At 36.0% G+C, this 22,359-nt stretch carries 21 protein-coding genes and 2 pseudogenes; 16 read left to right on the forward strand and 7 right to left on the reverse strand.

Annotated elements, in window-relative coordinates:
• Positions 1-147 precede the first annotated feature (147 nt).
• Together BkAM31D_RS05045 and BkAM31D_RS05050 are read left to right on the forward strand one after the other, a co-directional pair.
• On the forward strand, positions 148-1,500 hold the full coding sequence (locus BkAM31D_RS05045) for a DEAD/DEAH box helicase (RefSeq protein ID WP_066153656.1): 1,353 nt from the start codon (positions 148-150) through the stop codon (positions 1,498-1,500).
• Positions 1,501-1,530: 30 nt separating this feature from the next.
• Positions 1,531-2,424, forward strand: coding sequence for a deoxyribonuclease IV (locus BkAM31D_RS05050; RefSeq protein ID WP_066153659.1), 894 nt, complete (start codon positions 1,531-1,533; stop codon positions 2,422-2,424).
• Positions 2,425-2,551: 127 nt separating this feature from the next.
• Here BkAM31D_RS05050 and BkAM31D_RS05055 read toward each other — a convergent pair whose 3' ends face one another.
• Entirely contained in the window at positions 2,552-2,815 is a 264-nt protein-coding gene (locus BkAM31D_RS05055; protein WP_066153662.1) for a DUF2624 family protein, read from the reverse strand.
• Between the two features lie 167 nt (positions 2,816-2,982).
• On the opposite strand from BkAM31D_RS05055, the gene BkAM31D_RS05060 reads away from it, so the two are divergent.
• The 3 genes and pseudogenes from BkAM31D_RS05060 to BkAM31D_RS05070 all read left to right on the forward strand — a co-directional run bounded on the left by BkAM31D_RS05060 (position 2,983) and on the right by BkAM31D_RS05070 (position 6,043).
• Complete coding sequence (locus tag BkAM31D_RS05060; RefSeq protein ID WP_066153665.1) at positions 2,983-4,119, forward strand: two-component system sensor histidine kinase NtrB; 1,137 nt, start codon at positions 2,983-2,985, stop codon at positions 4,117-4,119.
• Positions 4,120-4,426: 307 nt separating this feature from the next.
• A pseudogene (locus BkAM31D_RS05065) lies at positions 4,427-5,178 on the forward strand (metal ABC transporter ATP-binding protein).
• Positions 5,179-5,189: 11 nt separating this feature from the next.
• A pseudogene (locus tag BkAM31D_RS05070) lies at positions 5,190-6,043 on the forward strand (metal ABC transporter permease).
• 116 nt (positions 6,044-6,159) lie between these two features.
• Here the strand turns inward: BkAM31D_RS05070 and BkAM31D_RS05075 are convergent.
• Together BkAM31D_RS05075 and ppx are read right to left on the reverse strand one after the other, a co-directional pair.
• Positions 6,160-8,274 (reverse strand): RNA degradosome polyphosphate kinase, encoded by a 2,115-nt coding sequence (locus BkAM31D_RS05075; protein WP_066153671.1) that lies wholly within the window; start codon positions 8,272-8,274, stop codon positions 6,160-6,162.
• A gap of 74 nt (positions 8,275-8,348) precedes the next feature.
• Entirely contained in the window at positions 8,349-9,902 is a 1,554-nt protein-coding gene (gene ppx, locus BkAM31D_RS05080; protein WP_371807184.1) for an exopolyphosphatase, read from the reverse strand.
• A gap of 162 nt (positions 9,903-10,064) precedes the next feature.
• Between ppx and BkAM31D_RS05085 the strand changes: the two genes are divergently transcribed.
• From BkAM31D_RS05085 to BkAM31D_RS05105, 6 genes are all read left to right on the forward strand, one after another.
• Positions 10,065-10,841, forward strand: coding sequence for a metal ABC transporter ATP-binding protein (locus tag BkAM31D_RS05085; protein WP_066153677.1), 777 nt, complete (start codon positions 10,065-10,067; stop codon positions 10,839-10,841).
• Positions 10,842-10,844: 3 nt separating this feature from the next.
• A complete protein-coding gene (locus BkAM31D_RS05090) occupies positions 10,845-11,702 on the forward strand; it encodes a metal ABC transporter permease (RefSeq protein WP_066153681.1) in 858 nt (285 codons plus the stop codon).
• Positions 11,703-11,721: 19 nt separating this feature from the next.
• On the forward strand, positions 11,722-12,549 hold the full coding sequence (locus BkAM31D_RS05095; RefSeq protein WP_066153684.1) for a metal ABC transporter permease: 828 nt from the start codon (positions 11,722-11,724) through the stop codon (positions 12,547-12,549).
• A gap of 17 nt (positions 12,550-12,566) precedes the next feature.
• On the forward strand, positions 12,567-12,977 hold the full coding sequence (locus BkAM31D_RS05100) for a Fur family transcriptional regulator (RefSeq protein ID WP_066153685.1): 411 nt from the start codon (positions 12,567-12,569) through the stop codon (positions 12,975-12,977).
• 276 nt (positions 12,978-13,253) lie between these two features.
• Positions 13,254-13,418 (forward strand): hypothetical protein, encoded by a 165-nt coding sequence (locus tag BkAM31D_RS23460; RefSeq protein WP_157076799.1) that lies wholly within the window; start codon positions 13,254-13,256, stop codon positions 13,416-13,418.
• A gap of 70 nt (positions 13,419-13,488) precedes the next feature.
• On the forward strand, positions 13,489-13,707 hold the full coding sequence (locus BkAM31D_RS05105) for a DUF1540 domain-containing protein (protein ID WP_066153689.1): 219 nt from the start codon (positions 13,489-13,491) through the stop codon (positions 13,705-13,707).
• Between the two features lie 48 nt (positions 13,708-13,755).
• Here the strand turns inward: BkAM31D_RS05105 and BkAM31D_RS05110 are convergent, their stop codons facing one another.
• Positions 13,756-14,334: a 5' nucleotidase, NT5C type gene (locus BkAM31D_RS05110; RefSeq protein ID WP_066153692.1), complete on the reverse strand. Its 579-nt coding sequence runs from the start codon at positions 14,332-14,334 to the stop codon at positions 13,756-13,758.
• A gap of 164 nt (positions 14,335-14,498) precedes the next feature.
• Here BkAM31D_RS05110 and BkAM31D_RS05115 point away from each other — a divergent pair, with 164 nt between their 5' ends.
• On the forward strand, positions 14,499-14,954 hold the full coding sequence (locus BkAM31D_RS05115; RefSeq protein WP_157076800.1) for a DUF4190 domain-containing protein: 456 nt from the start codon (positions 14,499-14,501) through the stop codon (positions 14,952-14,954).
• 49 nt (positions 14,955-15,003) lie between these two features.
• On the opposite strand, the gene ispG is transcribed toward BkAM31D_RS05115, so the two are convergent.
• A complete protein-coding gene (gene ispG / locus BkAM31D_RS05120; protein WP_180319901.1) occupies positions 15,004-16,098 on the reverse strand; it encodes a flavodoxin-dependent (E)-4-hydroxy-3-methylbut-2-enyl-diphosphate synthase in 1,095 nt (364 codons plus the stop codon).
• A gap of 143 nt (positions 16,099-16,241) precedes the next feature.
• Entirely contained in the window at positions 16,242-16,595 is a 354-nt protein-coding gene (gene yqfZ, locus BkAM31D_RS05125; RefSeq protein ID WP_066153697.1) for a protein YqfZ, read from the reverse strand.
• Positions 16,596-16,720: 125 nt separating this feature from the next.
• On the opposite strand from yqfZ, the gene BkAM31D_RS05130 reads away from it, so the two are divergent.
• The 3 genes from BkAM31D_RS05130 to BkAM31D_RS05140 all read left to right on the forward strand — a co-directional run bounded on the left by BkAM31D_RS05130 (position 16,721) and on the right by BkAM31D_RS05140 (position 19,715).
• Positions 16,721-17,791, forward strand: a complete 1,071-nt coding sequence (locus BkAM31D_RS05130) for an MFS transporter (protein ID WP_085449739.1) — start codon at positions 16,721-16,723, stop codon at positions 17,789-17,791.
• A 283-nt stretch (positions 17,792-18,074) separates the two neighbouring features.
• Positions 18,075-18,950 (forward strand): DUF1002 domain-containing protein, encoded by an 876-nt coding sequence (locus BkAM31D_RS05135; protein ID WP_066153703.1) that lies wholly within the window; start codon positions 18,075-18,077, stop codon positions 18,948-18,950.
• Positions 18,951-19,067: 117 nt separating this feature from the next.
• On the forward strand, positions 19,068-19,715 hold the full coding sequence (locus BkAM31D_RS05140) for an NfeD family protein (protein WP_066153704.1): 648 nt from the start codon (positions 19,068-19,070) through the stop codon (positions 19,713-19,715).
• Between the two features lie 9 nt (positions 19,716-19,724).
• On the opposite strand, the gene BkAM31D_RS05145 is transcribed toward BkAM31D_RS05140, so the two are convergent.
• Complete coding sequence (locus BkAM31D_RS05145) at positions 19,725-20,513, reverse strand: DUF1189 domain-containing protein (protein ID WP_066153707.1); 789 nt, start codon at positions 20,511-20,513, stop codon at positions 19,725-19,727.
• A 206-nt stretch (positions 20,514-20,719) separates the two neighbouring features.
• On the opposite strand from BkAM31D_RS05145, the gene BkAM31D_RS05150 reads away from it, so the two are divergent.
• On the forward strand, positions 20,720-22,345 hold the full coding sequence (locus BkAM31D_RS05150) for a Na/Pi cotransporter family protein (protein WP_174521906.1): 1,626 nt from the start codon (positions 20,720-20,722) through the stop codon (positions 22,343-22,345).
• Positions 22,346-22,359: the final 14 nt, after the last annotated feature.

The raw sequence follows: 22,359 nt of genomic DNA on the forward strand, positions 1-22,359 counted from the left end.
ACAGTTAAATGGTCTTTATATGTAGATATATGCATGAGAAGCTTTTACGGTGAAAGATATAAAAAGCAACGAAAATAGCTTTAAACTGTCAAAGTATGATAAAATGAACTATTGCACAAGGAACTCGGAAGGAAGTTGATTATTAAGATGATAGCAGAAAATTTCAAAAGATTTGAACTGCAGCCTTTTTTAATTGAGGCACTAAGTGAGCAAGGGTTTACACTGCCCACTGATATACAAGAAAGGCTAATCCCAGCAATTCGAAATGGGAGAGATGTTATTGGGCAATCACAAACAGGAACAGGGAAAACACTTTCATTCCTGTTGCCAATCTTAGATCGGATTGACACGAAAAAAAGTGAAGTACAGGCAGTGATCACTGCACCGACTCGAGAGCTAGCAGGGCAATTATTTGATGAGTTAAAGAAATTAATTGCTTTTTGTCCTGAGAATGACCAGATTCATGCTAAATTGTTAGTAGGTGGAACGGATCGGGCTCGTGCCATTGAAAGCTTGAAGGTTCAACCTCATATTGTAATTGGTACGGCAGGACGAATTGGTGATTTAATGGATGATCAAGCTTTACAAGTTTATACAGCTTCAATGCTAGTTGTGGACGAAGCTGATCAAATGCTTGATATGGGTTTTATTGCTGATGTAGATAAGGTTGCTTCAAGGATGGCAGAGGATTTACAGATGATGGTTTTCTCGGCAACGATACCAGAAAAACTACAACCTTTCCTCAAGAAATATATGACTGATCCTCGCCATGTCCAAGTGGAACCAAAACATGTTACAGCAACTAAGATTGAACATCGTATCGTTCCGCTGAAGCATCGTGAGAAGATTAAATTTGTAGTCGAAATTGCTCAATCGATTAATCCATATTTAGCAATCGTTTTTACAAACACGAAAGAACAGGCGGATGAAGTTGCTGATGCAATGACACAAGCAGGGTTAAATGTTGAACGTCTTCATGGAGGTCTGCAACCAAGGCAGAGAAAACAAGTGATGAAACTTGTAAAAGAAGTAAAAGTTCAATATTTAGTTGCTACAGACCTTGCTGCTCGTGGGATTGATGTTAAAGGGGTAACTCATATCATTAATTACGGCTTACCGAAAGATTTGGACTTCTATATTCATCGTGTAGGACGTACAGCACGTGCTGGAATGGATGGAATTGCCTATACAATATATGAAAACCACGATCAAACTGCTGTTGAAAAACTTTTAAAACGTGGTGTGAAGTTTACTTATTACGATTTCAAGCAAGGAGATTGGATAAAGCTTGACCGTGCTCCATTAGGTGTACCAGGAAAGAAAAAAACAAGTAAACAAGCAGCAGATAAATCAGAACCTAATAAAAATAAGGAACAAAAACGAACTGGTGGTAAAGCAGTAGCGAAAGCTAAAAAAGTAAAACCAGGTTATAAGAAAAAAGCTCGATTTAAGCAAGCAAAAGAAGAACAAAGACAAAGACGAATAAAAAAGAAAAAATAATAGTTAGAATGAAAAAGGGAGAGAGGGAAAATGACCGTTAAATTGGGTTCCCATGTATCCATGAATGGGAAAAAAATGCTTCTAGGGGCGAGTGAAGAAGCTAATTCTTATGGAGCAAATACGTTTATGATCTATACAGGGGCTCCTCAAAACACAAGGAGAAAAGCTATTGAAGAATTAAATATTGAAGCAGGTTTTGCTCATATGAAGGAGAATGGACTTGCCGATATTGTTGTACATGCTCCGTATATTATAAACATTGCAAACACAACCAAGCCTGAAACATTTGAACTGGGAGTTCGTTTTTTAAGATCAGAAATTGAGCGTACAGAAGCATTAGGATCAAAGCAAATTGTTTTACATCCAGGTGCCCATGTTGGTGCTGGTACTGAAGCTGGCATTAAAAAGATCATTGAAGGATTAAATGAAGTATTTGAAGAAAAACGTGATGTCCAAATTGCGCTTGAGACGATGGCAGGAAAAGGATCTGAATGCGGAAGAACCTTTGAAGAGTTAGCTGCAATAATTGACGGTGTTACTCATAATGAACGTTTATCTGTTTGTTTTGATACTTGTCATACTCATGATGCTGGTTATGACATTGTTTCAGACTTTGACGGTGTATTAGATTCGTTTGATCGTATGATCGGAATTGATCGCTTGAAAGTCCTTCATATTAATGATAGTAAAAATGAACGTGGAGCTGCAAAAGATCGTCATGAAAACATCGGGTTTGGACATATAGGGTTTAAAGCCCTTCATTATATTGTTCATCATCCCCAGTTAAGAGAAGTTCCTAAAATTTTAGAAACGCCATTTATAGGTGAAGAAAAAAAGAATAAAAAAGCCCCTTATAAGCATGAAATTGAGATGCTTTTAGGTGGGGATTTTGATGAAGATATTCGAACTAAAATGCTTATATGAAAATAAAGTGAAATCGAAGAAGAGGCTTTTTTGAAAGTCCTCGGGGGCGTCTCAAAAAACTAGGCCTTTTGAGACGCCCCCTTTTCTTTAAGTATGAGAGCCTATCTTCTATTGATAAAGTGGAATGCTATAGGTATTGGCTAAATTGACTTAATAATTGTTGAATAACAGATGAAACATGAGGATCTACCTCTGTTTGAAGACGTTGTATGATTCTATGAACCTGCGCTTGATTAGCCACATCAATTTGCTCTGAACGAATAATTGTTATTACTTTTTCTGCCTGTTGATAAGTTAGTGGGATATTGTACTGAGAAGCTAAATCTAAAAGTTCTTTTGTAGTAAGTGAATTAACCTTGTTGTTTACGAGTTGCTGCATTATTACATTCATGAAAGCACCCCTTTTCGTCAGTTAACATAATCACAGTTTATGAGAATAAAAAGAAAATGTGCAGAAAAAAGAGGAACTACTGTAATATGTAGCGAATATTGAAGGTGCAGAATTATTAAATAATGGGAATTTATTCAAAATGGCAGAAATAGAGGGGGTGGGGCCTTATGAATAATAGGCACCTAAATCCAAAAGAAACCCCAAAAGGGAGTAAACAATTGTCTGTAGGTCCGAAAATACATCCAAAAGCAACTGCTATCTTTTCGACTTTAACAGCAGAGAAAATGTTAGAGAGACATCTACTGATGGATCAGCTTGGAATCCCTTTTTTAGAGGTAGATCAACATTTACATATATTAAAATGGAATCAGCCATTTTTAGAAATGACTAAGAGTGACGAAGCAGATTTACAGCTGTTTTCTTTAAAAGAACTCAGTCTAATTAATTCTTTTTTCTTAACTAGTTTATCAATTGCTGAATCTGCATTAGAAAGTAATTGTAGTGAAGAAAGAGATTTTGAAGTAGATGAATTTTTATATAAAATTAAGGCAATTCCATTTAGTGATGAAAAGGTTGTTTATCTAGTCTTTGAAGATCGTTCTTTACAGAAACAGTTTGAAAACATGCTAACCTTCCATCATCAAATGGAAGCTGTCTCTCATATTGCGGCGGGGGTAGCTCATGAACTACGTAATCCTTTATCAGTAATTAAAGGGTTTTTACAATTGGCTAAGCTGACAAATGATCATAATAAATATTATGATACTGTAATGACTGAATTAAATCGGATGAACGGTATTCTTGAAGATTTTCTGTCCGTTTCTCGAAGAAAAATGGAACGACGTTGGCAATCCCCTGTTCAAATCATGAACTCCCTAGCTGAGATTATTAAAGCGGAATGTTTGCTACACGATGTACAATTTCATTTGCAAGTATGTGAAACAGAGCAACTTGTTTATGTGAATGAATCAATGGTCAAACAAGTGATGTTAAACATCCTTAGAAATTCTGTTGAAGCTTTTGGAAAATCAAATTCGAATCGGTCGTTAACGATTGAAACGATGATTGAAAATAATTATTATGTGATTGAAGTAAAAGATAATGGAAAAGGAATGCCTGAATCTGTTTTAAACCAATTAGGAAAACCCTTTTTTACGACAAAGTCCAAAGGTACCGGAATAGGTGTCCCACTTTGTAAGAAGATTATTGAAGACCATGGAGGTATTTTTCAAATTCAAAGTACGTATAATGTTGGTACGAGTGTGAAGATCTCGTTGCCATTAGAGGGAGAAAAACGAGAATGACTCAATGTTCACACATTATGAGTTATTCTCGTTTTATTCGTTTCGCTAAATAAACTATTATTTACAAGATTTCATATTCAGATTATAATGATTTTAAGCTAAAAGTTTCCCTAAGTAAACTTTTGTTCCCTGTCCTAATTTTGCACATATTTTAGGTGTAATCCGTAATATGTTGTGATGATGGTAAAAATAGAAGAAGAAATTAGTAAATAGAGTGAAAGCTGTATAAAGATAACAGCTCCTCTGTTCTTAAAAAGTTGCCTTATGGCAAAAGAAGTTGTTTTTATGGAGATGGGAGGAAGACTACATGACGGATGTTTTAAAAGTTGAATCACTCTCTGTGTTCTATGAGAAGAATCAAGCAGTTAATAATATTAGCTTTCGAGCTGAAGAAGGAAATTTAATAGGGATTATTGGACCGAATGGGGCAGGTAAATCAACGTTAATAAAAGCGATTCTAGGATTAGAGAAGGCAACCGGGAATGTTTCTGTATTTGGTGAGAATGTAAACGATATGAGAAAAAAGATATCATATGTTCCTCAACGAAATCAAATTGATTGGGATTTTCCCGTACTTGTTGAGGATGTTGTAAAGATGGGAAGGTTTACACATATTCCTTGGTATAAAAAGTCCGGAAAAAAAGATGTAGAGATCGTTATTGAGTCTTTGGATAAAGTAGGTATGCTTGATTACAGAAAACGCCAGATTGGAGAATTATCTGGGGGCAACAACAGCGTGTGTTTATTGCTCGTGCACTCGCTCAGCATGCAGATTTGTTCTTTTTAGACGAACCTTTTGTTGGGATTGACGTTACCTCAGAAGAAATTATCATCAATTTGTTACGTCAGCTTAGAAATGAAGGAAAAACTGTTTTTGTGGTTCATCACGATTTAAGTAAGGTCGAACAATATTTTGATCAATTGCTTCTAATAAACAAAGAATTAATTGAGTTTGGGGCGGTCAAAAAGGTTTATCAGCCTGAAATTCTATCAAAAACGTACAAAGGCAGTATTCAGTTATTTGGAGCAAATGAAAATATGATGGTGGTGAGTGATTAATGGGTAACATTATGATGTTCATTGACCAAGTTACACGCTATGCTTATTTGCAGCAAGCTCTAGTTGCAGCAATCTTGGTAGGTGTTATTTGTGGAGTCATTGGCTGCTTTATAATTTTGCGTGGAATGGCGTTAATGGGAGATGCGATTTCTCATGCTGTTCTACCTGGTGTAGTTATAGCTTATATGTTAGGGGCAAATTTCTTCATAGGGGCGACAATCACAGGCGTGCTAACAGCATTGGCCATTGGTTATGTGTCACAAAATAGTCGGATTAAAGATGATTCCGCAATCGGAATTATGTTTACAGCTGCTTTTGCGTTAGGGATCGTACTTATCACTGGTCTTCGTGGTACTGGGGTAGACCTTTGGCATATCTTATTCGGTAATGTATTAGCTGTTTCAAGAAGTGACTTATATGTTACGTTAGGGATCGGTGCCTTTGTACTCGCAATGATTGTTTTATTTTACCGACCGTTGCTGCTAAGCACTTTTGATCCGGTTATGGCGAAGGCGACAGGAATTCCAGTACGATTGGTTCACTACTTACTAATGCTTTTACTATCATTGGTAACCGTTGCTTCTTTAAAGACTGTAGGAATTGTCTTAGTAGTAGCGATGTTAATTACACCAGGGGCTACAGCCTACTTACTAACCGATCGTTTGCCTGTAATGCTTTCTTTATCAGCTGTTTTTGGAGTGTTATCAGCTGTAATAGGAATGTATTATTCTGTAGTTTATGATGTGGCTTCTGGGCCTCAATTGTACTTGTTGCTTCCATTTTCTTTGGTTTGGCCTTCTTCTTCTCTCCGAAGCAAGGAGTTATTACAAAAAAGCTGCGTTCGCGTCAAGTACAAAAAGCATAGCTACTCTTTTAATTCTATTCAAAGTGGAAGAGCAGGAAACCATATAATAAATGGTTCCTGCTCTTTTACTTTCTAGGTGCTTACGCATTCTGGACTATTGGAGTACTGAATTTAGATCACTCCTCACTTTTAGTGAAGCGTGAAGCGAGTTTGTGAAATTCCAATTGACTTTGAATTGGTTGCTCATGATGTTGCTTTTCTACATAGTTATAACTACCATCTGAATTTTGTTCGCGTGCTTTTTTATTATCAGCTAAAGTTAGTGTAAGGATTTCTTTAATGCGCTGCTTATTTTGAGTGCTTAGAATAGGGAATAAGATCTCGATTCTCTTTTCCATGTTTCTAGTCATCCAATCCGCCGAAGATAGAAACATCTCTTCCTCACCGTCATGATGAAAATAAAAAATACGACTATGTTCTAAAAAGCGATCAACAATGCTTAAGACACGGATATTTTCACTTACACCTGTAATTTGAGGACGAAGACAACAAATCCCTCTAACAATTAAATCAATTTGAACTCCAGCTTGAGAAGCTTCATACAACTTTAAAATAATAGGCTTATCCGTAAGCGAATTCATTTTAGCGATAATATGACCCTGCCCATTTTGCCTGTGATACTCAATTTCTTTGTCAATGAGATTGAGGAATTTGCTGCGTATTTCAAAAGGGGCAATACTTAAGTGATGCCAAACTGGTTTATCGCTATAGCCACTCAAATAATTAAAGAAATTGGTTGCATCAATTCCAAAAGGCTCTTTAGCTGTTAAAAAGCCAATGTCTGTATATAGCTTTGCTGTAGAATCATTATAATTCCCTGTCCCTAAGTGAACAAAACGTTGGATTTGATCATCGTGATGTCTGACAACAAGGGTGATCTTGCAATGAGCTTTTAGTCCAGTAATCCCATAAATGACATGTACACCTGATTTCTCCAGTTTTTTGGCCCATTGAATGTTATTTTCTTCGTCAAACCTTGCCTTTAACTCAACTAATACAGTTACTTGTTTTCCGTTTTCTGCAGCACGAGCAAGCGAGTGGATAATAGGAGAATCACCGCTTACTCGGTATAAAGTTTGCTTAATAGCAAGTACATAAGGGTCTTCAGCGGCACGATCAATAAAGTCAATAACCGGTTGGAATGACTCGTATGGGTGGTGAAGAATCATGTCTTTTTTCAAAATAGCTTTAAAAATATCCTCTTCACCAATTAGGTCTTCAGGAGGCTGAGGTATTAATGACTCGTTCGCTAAGTGTTCATGCTCTTTTACAAGTTGTGTTGCTAACTTCGATAAAAATGTAAGATCGATAGGCCCTTCATATGAATAAACATCATCTTGCTGAAGCTCTAATACATCTAATAATAAATTGAGGACATTTCGATCCATTAGGCCTTTTTGCATTTCTAATCGAACAGCAGCTCCCCACTTTCTTTTTTTTAGTTCTTTTTCGATTTCAAGGAGTAAATCACGAGCACCTTCTTCATGAATAGTCATGTCTGCATTACGAGTAATACGGAAAGGAGAAACCGACTTTACAGCAAACCCACTAAAGAGTTCATTAATAAAAAATCCAATCACATGTTCCAATAGGATAAATTGTTCTTGCTCAGATGATGTACTAGGCAGTTTGATAAAACGATTTAACACAGCAGGTACTTGTACAATTGCTAGTTGTTCTTTTTCCTCCCAATTCCCTAACTTTTTAAGAACAACAGCAAGATTTAAGCTTTTGTTTAATAGCATAGGAAATGGACGATAGGCGTCGATGGCCATCGGTGTTAATACTGGAAAAATATAGTGTTGAAAACGATCTCTAAGAAAATCAATTTGTTCTGCAGTGCAGTTCTCAATATCCATAAAATGAAACCCTTCGTGAGATAGCATTGGGATAATTGTTTTTGTGTAGACCGTATCTTGAAGGTGAACTAATTTGTGATTCTTCTCAGAAATATGCTTTAGTTGCTGTTTTGGAGTAAGTCCAGCTTTATTTTCAGGCTTATTGTATCCTGCTTTTACCTGATCCTTTAGCCCTGCAACACGAACCATGAAAAATTCATCAAGGTTTGAGCTGAAAATAGCCAAAAACTTTAGGCGTTCAAGAATCGGGTTCCGTTCATCAATAGCCTCTTCTAGAACGCGCTCATTAAAAGCAAGCCAACTCAACTCTCGATTGTTATAAAAGGTTGGATTATTGAGATCAATGTTTTCCTGAATAAAATTTTCATTCATTGTACTCAACCTTTCCATTCATTGTACTTTTCATTTAGAAGTTAATTGTAAATTTTATGATCCATTTGTAATTCTCAGAACTCATTTACAGGTAAGTATTGAAGATCCACTGTATGTTTAAGGATTTTTTCAATATGCTTTTTATGTTTGCTAATCTGAATATTCTCAAAAAATGGATCTTCTTGGTAAAAGAGAGGAATCAACAGATTTTGGTCTTTTTGTTTAACAGGACCTATTCGAGCGATCGCTCTCCTTCTAGTGCGGTCCAAGGAATACGCAATTTTCATAATGGACCCGAGGTACTCATATAATTTTAAATCATTTTTCTCTAATAATTTGTTATATGGTTTCGCATATTGTAACATTTTGGATTTAGATTTAAATGATGAGATTAACGCTACAGCCAAACGTTCCTTATGAGACAATCCTTCAATTGTCATATTAGTAAGCAAATAAAACGTGTTTTGACTACTTGCTTCATTATTAATTGACTCTCCTATATACAAGACCTTTGCACTTTGGGCTAGCAACATTATGGCATAGTCATTGTCAAAATCCACTTCAGAAAACGGAGCAAGCTCTTGATGTAGTTGTTTCGCAAGAGTGGAAATATGTGTCACATTTTCTTGGTTGATTTGGTATTTTTCGGTGATTTGATAAAAACTTTCCTCAACGACATTTGGAAAACGGTCTGCTTCCATACTCTTTAACAATTGCTCATAAAAAATACCGTCTCGTAAACCTTTACTGCTCATAATGAACGATTCTGATTGTACATAATCAGTCAGTGATTTAATAACTTCAACCGCCGGAATAATGATTTCTACCCTATCTTTTGAAAGTCCTTCTAAATGCATACGTTCTTCTAAAGTTGATTGTTGCAACATTTGATTTATCTCTATTAATTCTTGTTGTGGGATTTCGTATTGATGTATACCAGCTAGGGGATACTCAGTTTGATATTGGTGAATAAGAGAAAGGTTACGGGCACTACCGCCGATACCAATTACAGGTAAAGTTTCCTTTTCTTTAAGCCAGGGAAGTGTATCTAATTGCACTTTAATAAATTGCTTAAGTGATGTTATAGATTCATTCGTTCTTCCATTTTGAAAAAATGTTTGGTATAAAGTAATTGCTCCAAATGGGAAACTATGGTAATGCTTTAATTCACGATCTTTAAATAACGTTATTTCTGTACTCCCCCCACCAATATCAACGGTAAACCCATTTTTAAAAGTGGTTGAATTTACAACAGCTAAATACCCGTAATAAGCTTCCTCATACTCACTTAGAATACGAATGTTCATACCAAACTTATCTTTTATTTTTCTAACAACTTTGTCCCGATTGCTCGCTTTTCTCATAGCAGCTGTTGCAATGACAACGACTTTTTTTACTTGATGATAAGTAATGATATCTTTAAAACGCTCGAGCGTATCAATTGTTATATTTATGCCTTCACCAGAGAGGTCTCCTTTTTCTGTTATGAAGGTACTTAGCCTTGCTACTGTTTTATAGTTATGTAATTCTTTATATCGTCCATTCTGATCAATTTGGTTAATAACCAAGCGGAACGAATTGGAGCCCATGTCAATAATTGCATAATAATTGTTCGACAAAAAATACACCTTCTATCTTGTGAGATTGTCCTGATTATATCAAAATTCATGACAAGTACTCAAAGGTAGACAGAATAAAAATAACCTTTATAATAGAAAAAGCAAGGTGATATATAAATCGTAATTGTTCTGATAAATACAAGGAAATAAATAAAAGGAAGGGGAGAGATCATGAAAAAAGCTATCCAAATAGAGGCTATCGAGATAGAAGGACTTTCGTTTTCATATGGAAACCAAAAAGTTCTTGAAGATATAACTTTATCTATTCAAAAGGGTGCATTTTTAGGATTGGTTGGGCCAAATGGATCTGGGAAATCAACATTAATTAAATTATTACTTGGTTTATTACAACCACAACAAGGGAAAATAAAATTATTTGGTGAGAGAGTATCCAAATTTCGCCATTGGGAGAAAGTCGGTTTCGTTTCTCAGAAAGCAAATAGCTTTAATAGTGGATTTCCAGCCACTGTGTTTGAAGTTGTATCAATGGGTTTATATGGTAAATTAGGCTTGTTTCGCTTTATGAATAAAAAACATAAGCAATTAGTAAAAGAAGCGATTGCTCAAGTAGGTATGAGTGATTTTATAAATAAAAATATCGGTGAGTTATCAGGAGGACAACAACAAAGGGTCTTTATTGCTAGAGCGTTAGTGAGTGAGCCAGAATTACTAATTTTAGATGAACCAACAGTTGGTGTAGATGCAAAGAGTGTTCGTCAGTTTTATGATATGCTTGACTATTTAAATAAAGAAAAAGGAATAACCTTAATTATGGTCACTCATGATATTGGTGCAATGACGGATCATGTAACAGATGTAGCGTGTTTAAACAAAACTCTTCATTTCCACGGAAATACAGCAGATTTCGAGGCGAATCAAGATTTATCGACATTCTATGGCCATGATGTGCACTTGCTAACTCATAATCATAGTCATGGAGGACATTAACAAATGATAGAAGCATTTTTTCGCTATGAATTTCTTCAAAATGCCTTTTATACAGGCGTTTTAATAGGATTGTTAGCTCCCACCCTTGGAGTGTTTTTGGTTGTAAGAAGGCTGTCTTTAATAGCGGATGCTTTGTCTCATATTACTTTATCCGGTATTGCAGCAAGTTTATTACTAGCTAAACATGTGACATTTTTTCAAGCGCTCAATCCTCTTTACATGGGATTGTTTTTTTCAGTTGCTGGTTCTCTATTAATTGAACAGTTAAGAGGTGTTTACAACTATTATAAAGAAATTGCGATTCCGATTATCTTATCAGGAGGGATAGGAATTGGTGTTGTTTTCATTTCGCTAGCTGATGGGTTTAATAATGATTTATTTAATTACTTGTTTGGAAGTGTAATGGCCGTAAGTCGTTCTGACTTATGGACAATTAGTATCATTACTTGTATTGTAGTAATTATTTTAATTTTACTGTATAAGGAACTATTCTTTCTTTCATTTGATGAAGAGCAAGCGGTTGTCTCGGGTATCAATCGTCGCCTCATTAACTTTATTTTTATCGTTATGGTGGCATTGGTAATTGCTGCTTCTATGAGGGTCGTTGGAATCTTACTCGTTTCATCCTTGATGACTCTTCCTGTGGCAGCTGCAATGAGAATTGCGAAGGGCTTTAAACAGATGTTCTTCTATTCTATTTTACTTGGAGAGATTTCGGTTATTGGCGGTTTAATATCAGCCTTTTATTTTGATTTGGCTCCAGGTGGAATGATTGTTATGATAGCAGTTTTCTTATTGCTCTTAACTATTTTTATTGAAAAAGCGAGTGTTAAAATAAAGAGTGTAAAGGAAATGTATTAGTTAGGGGCTAAAAGATAAGATGGAACTTTTAAATCAATTAACCTTTATTGAAAGAGGCGTTGTCGCTGGGGTTATTATAGGAGTGATTGCCCCGATTGTTGGTGCTTTTTTATTAGTTCGAAGGGTATCAATTATTTCAGAATCGATTTCTCATATTACATTAGCAGGTATTTCAGCTGGTGTTTTTATTGGTACGATAGGACCGGTATTTGAATCAATCAATCCAATGTATTTTGGGGTATTATTTGCACTTCTTGGTGCTTTAGTTACGGAACAATTAAGAAATGTATATCGTCATTTTCAAGAATTGGCCATTCCCATTATCTTATCAACAGCTGTTGGAATGAGTGCAATTTTTATTTCATTAGCTAGAACAGGATATAATGAATGGTATTCATATTTATTTGGAAGTATTGTCAGCGTAACAGTAAGTGATTTACAATTTATTATGATGACCGCTTTACTCGTTATTCTTTTAATAGGATTATTTTATAAAGAATTTATTTCCATCTCTTTTGATCAAGAGTTCGCAAAAGTTTCGGGAATATCCATTAAAATAGTAAATTTTGTGTTTGCATTATTAATTGCCCTAGTGATTTCAATGTCAATGAAGATTGTAGGGATTTTACTTGTTGGTGCGCTTGTCGTTATACCTGTAGCTACTAGTATTCAGTTAGCAAGAAGCTTCAAGCAGCTGGTGGGGTATGGGATTGTTTTTTCTCAGGTAGCAATCGCATCTGGTTTATACTTTTCTTATCAGTATGCGATAGCTACAGGCGGAATGATTGTATTAATGAGTGTATTGTTACTAATGGTAATTCTAGCTTTTAAAAAAGTAAGAGGGTAACCAATGGAGGGCTTAGTATGAATGTAACTGAAGCGATGGAGCTCTTAAAGGAGAAAGGGTATAAACATACTGATAAGAGAGCAGATATGTTACATCTATTTGCATTTGAAAAACGCTATTTATCGGCAAAAGATGTACTTGAACATATGCAAAATGATTATCCAGGAATGAGTTTTGATACGATTTATCGGAACCTTTCTCTCTTTTCGGAATTGAATATTCTCGAAGAAACTGAACTAGATGGAGAGAGGAAGTTTCGTTTTAGTTGTTCAGTATCTAAGCATCATCACCATTTAATCTGTTTAGAATGCGGAAAAACGAAACACATTGATAATTGTCCAATGGATTCACTTCAACAAATATTTCCAGATTTTGAAGTCACTGGTCATAAATTTGAGATTTATGGTAAGTGCCAGGAGTGTAAATAAGAAAAGAAGGAGCAAAAATCAAACTTTTGATTTTTATGCTCCTCTTTTAGGTATTTTCTCCTTTGGCCATTTCTTACTAATTGTTGTTTGAAGTGTCAAAATTAGATCAAGTTTAAGAAAATATCTTTTCTTTAATTTGAAAGCGTTTACTTTCGAGAGGGGAAGGTATAGAATAGAAGAAAGAATTATTTGACTTTTGTTAATGTTATGTTTTGATTTGGTTAATTTAATCAATTCGGTCATAAAATGAGTTAACTTTATATTTGAGGTGATAACATGGAAACGAATGTAAATAAATTATCTGAGGTCTTTGAAGTAAAATTAAACAGAGCTTTAAAAGATAACGAGATCGAGTTGATTAAATGGATGGTTAAGAATGATGAGAAGCATTTAATTCCATATTCCAAGAACAGTGACCTCAAAATGGAAATACAAAGCTAAAGTGACCAGGTATTATAAAGAATATAATCATCTATTCGTTCAATCCTAATGTTTAGGAGGGGATGATAAGATGACAAAGCCGCTTGTAAAATGTAATGTTGCCAATTGTACATTTTGGGGTGAGGGCAATAAATGCCAGGCAGAATCAATTCTTGTCGAAATTGATTCTCATGCAAATCGTGATTATAACATGGAAGCTGGAGAAGAACCTTATGAAAGAGCAGAACATAAGGATGCAGCCAACACGATAAAAGAGACATGTTGTCATACCTTCCAGCCAAAAGAGTAATTTTAAATGGGTTCAGAGAGAGCATTCTCTTTGAACCCATTTGTATGCTCAGCTATTCTCTTTAATCCAATTATTTACCCATTCCTTCGCTTCAACCCAGTTGTTTGCACGAACAACGGTTTTGGGAGCAGGAAGACGGTTATATGGTGTGTCCATTAAAATAACTGGTATATTAAATTCTTCGGCGATTGCAACAGCATTATCATGTTTATCTTCAAAGAAAATATCTAATTTGTGGTTTTTAACCGCTTCAATTTTATCGTGTTTTCCGACTAATTCAATATGGTCATAAGGAATTGATTTTTGTGTAAACCATTTTGTTGTAACATCAGCTAAATGATTACGGCGTGCAGTAATATAAATCAAATCATGGGATTTAGTCCATTCATGTAAGGTAGTTTCTGCACCTTTCGCAAGCTCAGCCTCTTCATATATAATTCCCTCGTTCTCTCCCATCCATTCCCAAAATTGTTTTTCTGAGATGCCTAAAACGGAAGTTAGGTCGTATTCAGTTATATCTTCTAATGTGAGTGATTTTTTAAAATGCTTATTTAAGTAGGGTATAAATGTAGTTGGGCAAGTAATTGTTCCATCAATATCTAGGCCCATTCGTTTTTTTACTGACATATTGTAAATTCACCTCATAAATGCTGTTTTTCCTTACATTACACGAAAAAGAGAAGCCGGTCTAGTGAACCCTTCCTTAATAAGAAAAGATTAACACCGATAATTCTAAATTAGTAAGTCATACTAAGTACTGTTCCCCGAAATAAAGAAAGTGAGGGATTTGTATGGCAGATCGAGAACATCCGAAAGATGAACCGATAAGGTTAGTTGATGAAGATGACCGTTCGTTAACATTAGTGAATAACCATGTAGATGGAAAGTATGAAAACGGACGAAGTGACACTCGAGATCTTGAATTAACAGAAGAAGAGAGAGAACCTGTCGTAACTGATTTCCAAGAAGAAACAGCTGCAGAATATGGAGTTATGAATGACAGGTTCGAAAGGGAAGAGACTGCTCGTGCAAATGAAGATGACGTCACTGCAGGCCGTGGTGTTGGAACCTTTGCGATCGTGTTGTCTATTCTATCCCTATTCTTCTTACCGGTATTGCTTGGAGCAGCTGGTATAGTAGTTGGATTTGTTTCACGTCGTTATGGCTCAACAACGCTTGGAAACTGGGCGATTGGTATTGGTGCTATTTCGATTCTCATGACCGTCTTTTTCTCCCCATTCTTTTAGCTGATTGAGGAGGACGGGGAACATAAGAAAAGCATAGGCTCAAAAGAGCTTATGCTTTTTCTAATTCTGGCTGATTCTTTTGATATTCTGCAGCAATTTTATCAATTTCAATCTTTAATTCTTCGACCATCGTTTCCTCGGGTACTTTTCTGACAATTTCACCTTTCATAAAGAGCAACCCTTCACCTCTTGCTCCAGCAATACCAATGTCGGCTTCTCTGGCTTCTCCAGGACCATTAACGGCACAGCCTAGAACAGCTACTTTAATGGGTGCTTTAATTGAAGAAATGTACTCCTCAATTTCGTTAGCAATGCTAATAAGGTCAATCTCAATTCGGCCACATGTTGGGCATGAAATAAGTGTGGCTGCATTTGAAGCAAGACCAAAAGATTTTAGTAGCTCACGCGCAACTTTCACTTCTTCAACCGGATCTGCACTTAATGAGATACGAACGGTATTACCAATCCCTAAATTCAAAATGGCACCAAGTCCTGCCGCACTTTTAATGGTTCCAGCAAATAAAGTTCCTGATTCTGTAATTCCTAAATGGAGAGGGTAATCAAATGCTTTCGCTGCTTTTTCATAAGCTTCAATTGCTAAGTTCACATCAGAAGCTTTCATCGATACAATGATGTCATGAAAGTCAAGATCCTCAAGGATTTTTATATGGTGCAAAGCACTTTCCACCATGCCATCAGCTGTTGGATAACCATATTTTTCAAGAATGCGTTTCTCTAAAGAACCAGCATTTACTCCAATACGAATCGGAATTCCTTTTTCTTTTGCAGCTTTCACAACTGCTTCAACTTTATGGCGTTTTCCAATATTCCCTGGATTGATACGAATTTTATCTGCTCCACCTTCAATTGCTTTAAGCGCAAGCTTATAATCAAAATGAATGTCAACTACTAATGGAATATTAATCTGAGCTTTAATATCTGAAATCGCCTCAGCTGCACGCATGTCAGGACAAGCTACGCGTACAATTTGACATCCAGCTTCTTCAAGGCGCTTAATCTCAGCGACAGTAGCTTCAACATCATGTGTTTTTGTCGTTGTCATACTCTGGACAACAACTTCATTATTTCCGCCAATCGTTAAGTTACCTACTTTAACTGGTCGAGTTTTTGTACGATGTGTAATTTCGGTCATAGACCCAATCGCTCCTTTATTTCGAAGAGTTAACTCTTCACCTAGTCTCATAAAGAGAATCGTATTCATTTTATCAATGTAGGCAATTGTTTGGCAAGGATAAAGTAAGAGTCTACAAGTAGAAGTAAAAGAAATCAGTGATAAACAGGGAATAGGTAGGTCTTTCCAATTTGAATATCTTCAGGTTTTAATCCGTCATTTAGTTCTTGAAAATCAAAAACAATTTCTTGAATTGATGCGGAAATAGGTCCTTCATGTAAATGTTCTACAATCGAAAGGACGGTTTGGCCTGGTTCAATTGTAACCTCTTGAAATGGTTCAAATTGTACGAGGTTTTCTGACTCGTCACTGAGAGATTCCGTTGTCATTTCGTCGATATTGGTTTCAGCTGCTTCTGTTAAACCGTTGGGTAAAGTTCCGATCGTTAGATCATAATAAGTACTATATAGAATAACGAGGATTATGAGAATCGTTCCGATACGTTTCATTAGCTTGTCCTCCTAGTTTTTAGTTGAACTAATTCATTTAAAGTATATGTTGTTTCTTTGTTAATATGACAAAATGAGGAAGATGTCTTGGAATAATTTTCTTTAAAGGCTGGGAGTGAATAGGAATGGGAGCCCGTCCAGGATACATAATGTTTTTCATTGGCTTGCTACCAATAATCATGGTAATAGGAAATTCGATGTTTATACCATTGCTTCCACAGATGCAAATAGATCTAGCTATTACGACTGTTGAAGGTGGATGGTTATTAACGAGTTTTTCTATTCCGGCAGCTCTTCTTGTACCGTTAGGAGGAATTTTATCGGATCGATTTGGTCGAAGAAAAATAGCGCTTATTGCCTTGCCGATAATTATGATCGGGTGTTTCATTTCAGCGATTGCGACTATGAAGGCGGAGGTGACAAATGCATTTCAGCTTATGTTGATTGGGAGAGTGATACAAGGAGTTGGGGCTGGTGGTGTTACTCCGTTAGCTATGGCATTTATTTCTGACATATATCATGGCGAGCAAAGAAATCGTGCCTTAGGAACGATAGAGGTGTTTAACGGCATAGGTAAAGTTATTAGTCCGATAATTGGAGGGGTTGTTCTTGCTTTATCATGGTCACTAAGCTTTGTATTCTTGTTTGCTATTTCACTATTTGCTTTAGTGGGCATACTTCTATTTGTTCAAACAGATGCTACAGTATCAATTGATCAAGTACCATACCAAAAAAGAAAAAAGAATATTACTTATTTATTTAAAATTCATTGGAGGTGGTTACTACCGATTTTTTTCACCGGAGTAATTGGTATGTTTTTATTGTTTGGTTATTTATTCTATTTTTCGTATTTATTAGAGATGACAATCGCAAATTCTTTATGGAATGGGATTTTCTTAGCTGTTCCTTTATTCATGTTGACAATTTTTTCTTATATGACAGGCAGGGGACTTAAAGGCAAAGAAACACAGTACAAAAAAGTCTTTTCATATGGCCTTCTGTTCATGCTGATAGGCGCGCTAATGATTGTTATTTTGCCTCTTCAATGGATGGCTTTTTTGTTGTCATTGATGTTTTTTTCAGCAGGATTCGGGATGTTGCTACCTGCGGCTAACTCAGCTTTAGCTTCTATTGTTACGAAGGGAGAGAGGGGACAGTCTTTTCGTTTTACTCGATGTTGCGGTTTCTCGGTGTAGCGTTAGGTCCGCTCTTCTTTGGGATTTGGATGATGAATGAAGAACAAATGGTATTTAGCGCTTTATTTCTCATATGTTTAAATACTGTGGTTGTACTCTATTGTTGGCCATGCTTTCCAGTTGGAAAAGAATGTAAGGGAACAGAATTGTCACGTTTATAAATTGAAAACGTGACTTAAGTCCCTTTTATTTCTTTTGAAAAAAGTGTTTCTTAATTAGTATAGCTCTCGTCTTACATGAGAGTGACTTGGTATGACCAGTCGTAAAAGGAGAGTTGATTGAAATGAAATCGTTATGGAAAAAGTTAATTAGTGTCACGTTAGTGCTTTCTTTATTAGTGCCAGTGTATGTGATGGCAGATGCAGCTCCCGGAGATGTTGTCATTACTCTAGGTGAAAATTTATCTGAGACACAAAAGCAAAGTTTGCTTAGTGAAATGGGAGCAACGGATGAAGATCAAATCATTTATGTAACAAATGCCGAAGAACATCAATATTTGGGAAATTACATTAGTGCATCTCGCATAGGAACGAGAGCTCTGTCATCTTCTAAAATTACGTTAAGAGAAGAGGGTGCTGGACTTACCGTCCAAGCTAATAATATTGATTGGGTTTCTGAGGAAATGTATGCAAATGCTTTAATTACAGCAGGTGTTGAAGATGCGGATATTTATGTTACAGCCCCAATAAAAGTATCCGGTACAGCCGCACTAACAGGCTTAATTAAAGCATATGAAGTTGCAGCAGAAGTCGTTATACCAGAAGAACAAAAACAAATTGCCAATGAGGAAATGGTACGAACTGGGGAACTTAGTGAATCAATTGGTGTTGAAGAAGCAACAGAATTAATGAACAGAATTAAAGAAGAAATCGCAAATAACGCGGTTGAAACAGAAGATGACCTACGGGAATTGATTCGCCGTATTGCAGCAGAATTAGGTGTAACACTAACAGATGAAGAACTAGATGGTTTAGTGTCTCTATTTATGAGGATGAAAGATATGAATATCGATTGGAACCAAGTCCAAAATCAAATATCAAAAGTTCGCGATAATTTAGGCGATTTTCTAAACAGAGAGGAAACGCAAGGTTTTATTAGAAGCTTGTTGGACCTATTAAGTCGTCTTATTGATTCACTTCGTAGCTTATTTAGTTCATAATAAGAAAGAGAGGAATACCCTCTCTTCTTTTTGTTTACCTTTTTTATGAAATGTAAATGTAAAAAATGTGAAACATCTCTTGATTTGAATCGTATGAAATACAAAGGAGGTTTGCATATGGAATGGTTAAATTCTGCTAGTATCGGCTTTTTAGTTGTATTTTTAGGAACTTTATTTTTGATTGGCGAATTGCTAGTTCGTGTTAAAGGTTTATTTGCAGTGCTTGGAATTGCAATTATGGCTATGTATTTTTCGTTTCACCTATCAGGAGATGTAGGTTTGTGGGTTGTTATTTTGTATGTTGTAGGCTTAGTGTTAATTATAATTGATGGAAAAGTAATAACTGATGGAACAGTTGCTTTGCTAGGTGTCGTACTTATGATTATTGGATTGGCTGTCCCAGCTCCTAACTTTATATACGGTGCCCTAGTTTCGATGGGATTCTTAGTTGGCGCATTTAGTTCCGCCTTATTTTTGAAAGTGTTTCCTTCGCGTAACCTTTGGGCAAAAATGACTTTGAAAGATCGATTAACAAGTGACATCGGATATAATTCGATCAATGATCGTTATCATGATTTAGTTGGTAAACAAGGTCAAACAATTAGCTCGTTCCGTCCTACTGGAACAGTTGAAATTGACGGTGAGCAATATAGTGCAACAAGTGGTGGTCATTGGTTAGAAGCTAATATGCCTGTCGTCGTGACATCTGTAGATGGAACGAGAATTGTAGTGAAGAAAATAGAGGAAGAGTCAAAAAGCGAGTAAACAATTTGTTTATCTCGCTTTTTGTTTTGGTTTTGGAATGGACCAAACTGCTATCAAAACAATTATTAATGTTGAAAGGAAAAAGGCACTGAATGGTATAGGGAATAATAATGAATCCATCCAATATAGTAAAATGACAGGTAAAGTAAGGGCGTGTGCGGTAATTGACCACAACTGTCGATATTGTAATGAGGGACGGTTTCCTTTCAAAACTAAAGCAAATACTGCAAGTAGAGAAATCCCTAGATAAGCAAGGCCGGCAAGTCCCGAATAAAGCAAGCCTGTCAAAATAACTAATAAAACAGGCAGGAACGATTGTAAATCAGAAAAACGATTAGAAAGATCGTCTTTAGATAATTCATTTAAACCAAGTAGTGTATAGGAAATGGTTTGGGTTGTTCCGTTGGAGACAAAAAAGAATTGATCCCTTTGCAAGACAACCGCTTCAGAAAGTTGTATTAATTGCTCTTCTGAAAAAGAATTTGTTGGATCAATAATGACAACACCTTCATTAAGCTCATCAGAGTAATAATAATCGTCTATATCGGCTTGTAAACGACCGTCTGAAATTTGAAAAGCCGGCAGGTCATCTAAAAGTAGATTGTTTAATTTTTCAACTGCAGAGTAAGTGGTTGTATTGAAACTAATAAAATAAGGGACGCTTGCCACAAATACAATGAATAGAACATATCCAATAGTCGTAGTAATCGGTCGGAAACGACTATATGCAATTACTTTTTTATTATAAAAAGATTTAATAAACCATTCCCAAAAATTCAGGGTAATCACCTCTTTCATTTCTCTGCTATTTTAACGAAAGTCGCATTGAAATGCTATGAACTTTTCTTGAGTATTTTAAGACGATTTTCCCTCAAAGATAATTTTTATTTTTTATTGTTTACAAAACGATTATAAATGCTTAATAATAGACAGAGTGTCCATGTTGATGTTTGTCGAAATTGGGCCTAAAAATGTACCTTATGAAGATGAAGGGATGAGGATTTGTGGATTTACAAACGCTCTTGTTCATGTTTTTCGGTGGTCTTGGGATCTTCCTGTTTGGGATCAAATATATGGGAGATGGACTACAGAAAGTCGCTGGAGAAGGTCTTAGAGATTTACTAGATAAATTTACGACTAATCCACTTATGGGAGTTATTGCGGGGCTTTTTGTTACTGTCCTCCTACAAACGAGTACAGGAACAACAGTCTTAACGATTGGACTTGTTAATGCCGGGTTTATGACGTTAAAGCAAGCGATTGGTGTTATTATGGGGGCAAATATTGGAACGACTGTAACGGCCTTCATTATCGGAATCAAAATTTCAGCTTACGCGTTACCTATTATCGCTCTAGGGGCAGCGCTTATTTTCTTTTTCAAAGCAAAGAAAATAAACAATTATGGGCAAGTTGTGTTTGGTTTTGGGGCTTTATTTTATGGTTTAGAGTTAATGGGGACAGGTTTAAAACCGCTTCGGGAATTAGAAGCTTTCGCGGAGTTAACGGTTAGCATGAGTGATAACCCGTTACTTGGTGTTTTAATTGGAACCATTTTTACTGTTGCTGTACAAAGCTCAAGTGCATCAATAGGTCTTCTTCAACAGTTATATGATCAAGGAGCAATGGGGTTAAGTGCTGCCTTACCAGTTTTATTCGGTGATAATATTGGAACAACGATTACGGCAATTTTAGCTTCGATTGGAGCATCTGTTGCTGCAAAACGAGCTGCTTTAACCCATGTTATCTTTAACTTAATTGGGACGATTATTGTTTTAATACTCTTCCAACCGTTCCTACAATTAATTGGTTACCTCGCAGTAGAGCTTGGATTGAATCGTCCAATGACGATTGCTTTTGCTCATGGTATTTTTAATGTGTCGAACACATTAATTCAATTGCCTTTTATTGCTGTGCTAGCAATAATTGTAACCAAACTAGTTCCAGGTGAGGAGTACAGCATTGAATACAAGGCAAAGCATCTTGATCCTAGATTTATCGGGAGTTCACCGGCCATCGCGTTAGGTCAAGCGAAACAAGAGGTTTTACGTATGGCTGAGTTTGCTGAAAGAGGGTTAACTGAAGTCAGTCAATACTTAGAAAATGGTCAAAAGCGACATGCGGAAATGTCTGTTCAATTTGAAGATGCAATAAATAATTTAGATAGAAAAATAACAGATTATTTAATTCAAATTTCCTCACGATCTCTTTCCGCTCAAGATTCAAAAATGCATTCAATCCTGATGGATACAGTTCGAGATATTGAGCGAATTGGTGATCATATTGAAAACATTGTTGAGTTAAAAGATTATCAAAAAGCGAATAAAGTCGTTATTTCTGATAAGGCACTTGAAGATTTGCGTGAAATGTCAGAATTGACACTCTCAACCTTAAAAGAGTCTATCAAAGCATTGGAACATGTTGATGGAGATTTAGCACGTTCGGTCTTAGAAAAAGAAGAACAAATAGATAAGATGGAACGTAAGTTAAGAAAGCAACATATTAAGCGTGTGAATGAAGGTAAATGTTCTGGTGCAGCTGGAATCGTGTTTGTAGATATTGTCAGCAATTTGGAACGAATTGGTGATCATTCAGTAAATATTGCTGAAGTAGTTATTGGTGAGGAGAATTAAGCAATACTTTCTTA

The organism is Halalkalibacter krulwichiae (assembly GCF_002109385.1).
In the GTDB taxonomy this organism is placed as follows: domain Bacteria; phylum Bacillota; class Bacilli; order Bacillales; family Bacillaceae_D; genus Halalkalibacter; species Halalkalibacter krulwichiae.

What these genes read in the sequence shown, in the direction of transcription:
- BkAM31D_RS05105 (WP_066153689.1), top strand. Translation starts at nt 13,489, where the DNA reads ATGACAAAGCCGCTTGTAAAATGTAATGTTGCCAATTGTACATTTTGG.
- BkAM31D_RS05100 (WP_066153685.1), top strand. Translation starts at nt 12,567, where the DNA reads ATGAATGTAACTGAAGCGATGGAGCTCTTAAAGGAGAAAGGGTATAAA.
- BkAM31D_RS05135 (WP_066153703.1), top strand. Translation starts at nt 18,075, where the DNA reads ATGAAATCGTTATGGAAAAAGTTAATTAGTGTCACGTTAGTGCTTTCT.
- BkAM31D_RS05050 (WP_066153659.1), top strand. Translation starts at nt 1,531, where the DNA reads ATGACCGTTAAATTGGGTTCCCATGTATCCATGAATGGGAAAAAAATG.
- BkAM31D_RS05055 (WP_066153662.1), bottom strand. Translation starts at nt 2,815, where the DNA reads ATGAATGTAATAATGCAGCAACTCGTAAACAACAAGGTTAATTCACTT.
- yqfZ (WP_066153697.1), bottom strand. Translation starts at nt 16,595, where the DNA reads ATGAAACGTATCGGAACGATTCTCATAATCCTCGTTATTCTATATAGT.
- BkAM31D_RS05075 (WP_066153671.1), bottom strand. Translation starts at nt 8,274, where the DNA reads ATGAATGAAAATTTTATTCAGGAAAACATTGATCTCAATAATCCAACC.
- BkAM31D_RS05045 (WP_066153656.1), top strand. Translation starts at nt 148, where the DNA reads ATGATAGCAGAAAATTTCAAAAGATTTGAACTGCAGCCTTTTTTAATT.
- BkAM31D_RS05060 (WP_066153665.1), top strand. Translation starts at nt 2,983, where the DNA reads ATGAATAATAGGCACCTAAATCCAAAAGAAACCCCAAAAGGGAGTAAA.
- BkAM31D_RS05085 (WP_066153677.1), top strand. Translation starts at nt 10,065, where the DNA reads ATGAAAAAAGCTATCCAAATAGAGGCTATCGAGATAGAAGGACTTTCG.
- BkAM31D_RS05145 (WP_066153707.1), bottom strand. Translation starts at nt 20,513, where the DNA reads ATGAAAGAGGTGATTACCCTGAATTTTTGGGAATGGTTTATTAAATCT.
- BkAM31D_RS05110 (WP_066153692.1), bottom strand. Translation starts at nt 14,334, where the DNA reads ATGTCAGTAAAAAAACGAATGGGCCTAGATATTGATGGAACAATTACT.
- BkAM31D_RS23460 (WP_157076799.1), top strand. Translation starts at nt 13,254, where the DNA reads ATGGAAACGAATGTAAATAAATTATCTGAGGTCTTTGAAGTAAAATTA.
- BkAM31D_RS05115 (WP_157076800.1), top strand. Translation starts at nt 14,499, where the DNA reads ATGGCAGATCGAGAACATCCGAAAGATGAACCGATAAGGTTAGTTGAT.
- BkAM31D_RS05140 (WP_066153704.1), top strand. Translation starts at nt 19,068, where the DNA reads ATGGAATGGTTAAATTCTGCTAGTATCGGCTTTTTAGTTGTATTTTTA.
- BkAM31D_RS05095 (WP_066153684.1), top strand. Translation starts at nt 11,722, where the DNA reads ATGGAACTTTTAAATCAATTAACCTTTATTGAAAGAGGCGTTGTCGCT.
- BkAM31D_RS05130 (WP_085449739.1), top strand. Translation starts at nt 16,721, where the DNA reads ATGGGAGCCCGTCCAGGATACATAATGTTTTTCATTGGCTTGCTACCA.
- BkAM31D_RS05090 (WP_066153681.1), top strand. Translation starts at nt 10,845, where the DNA reads ATGATAGAAGCATTTTTTCGCTATGAATTTCTTCAAAATGCCTTTTAT.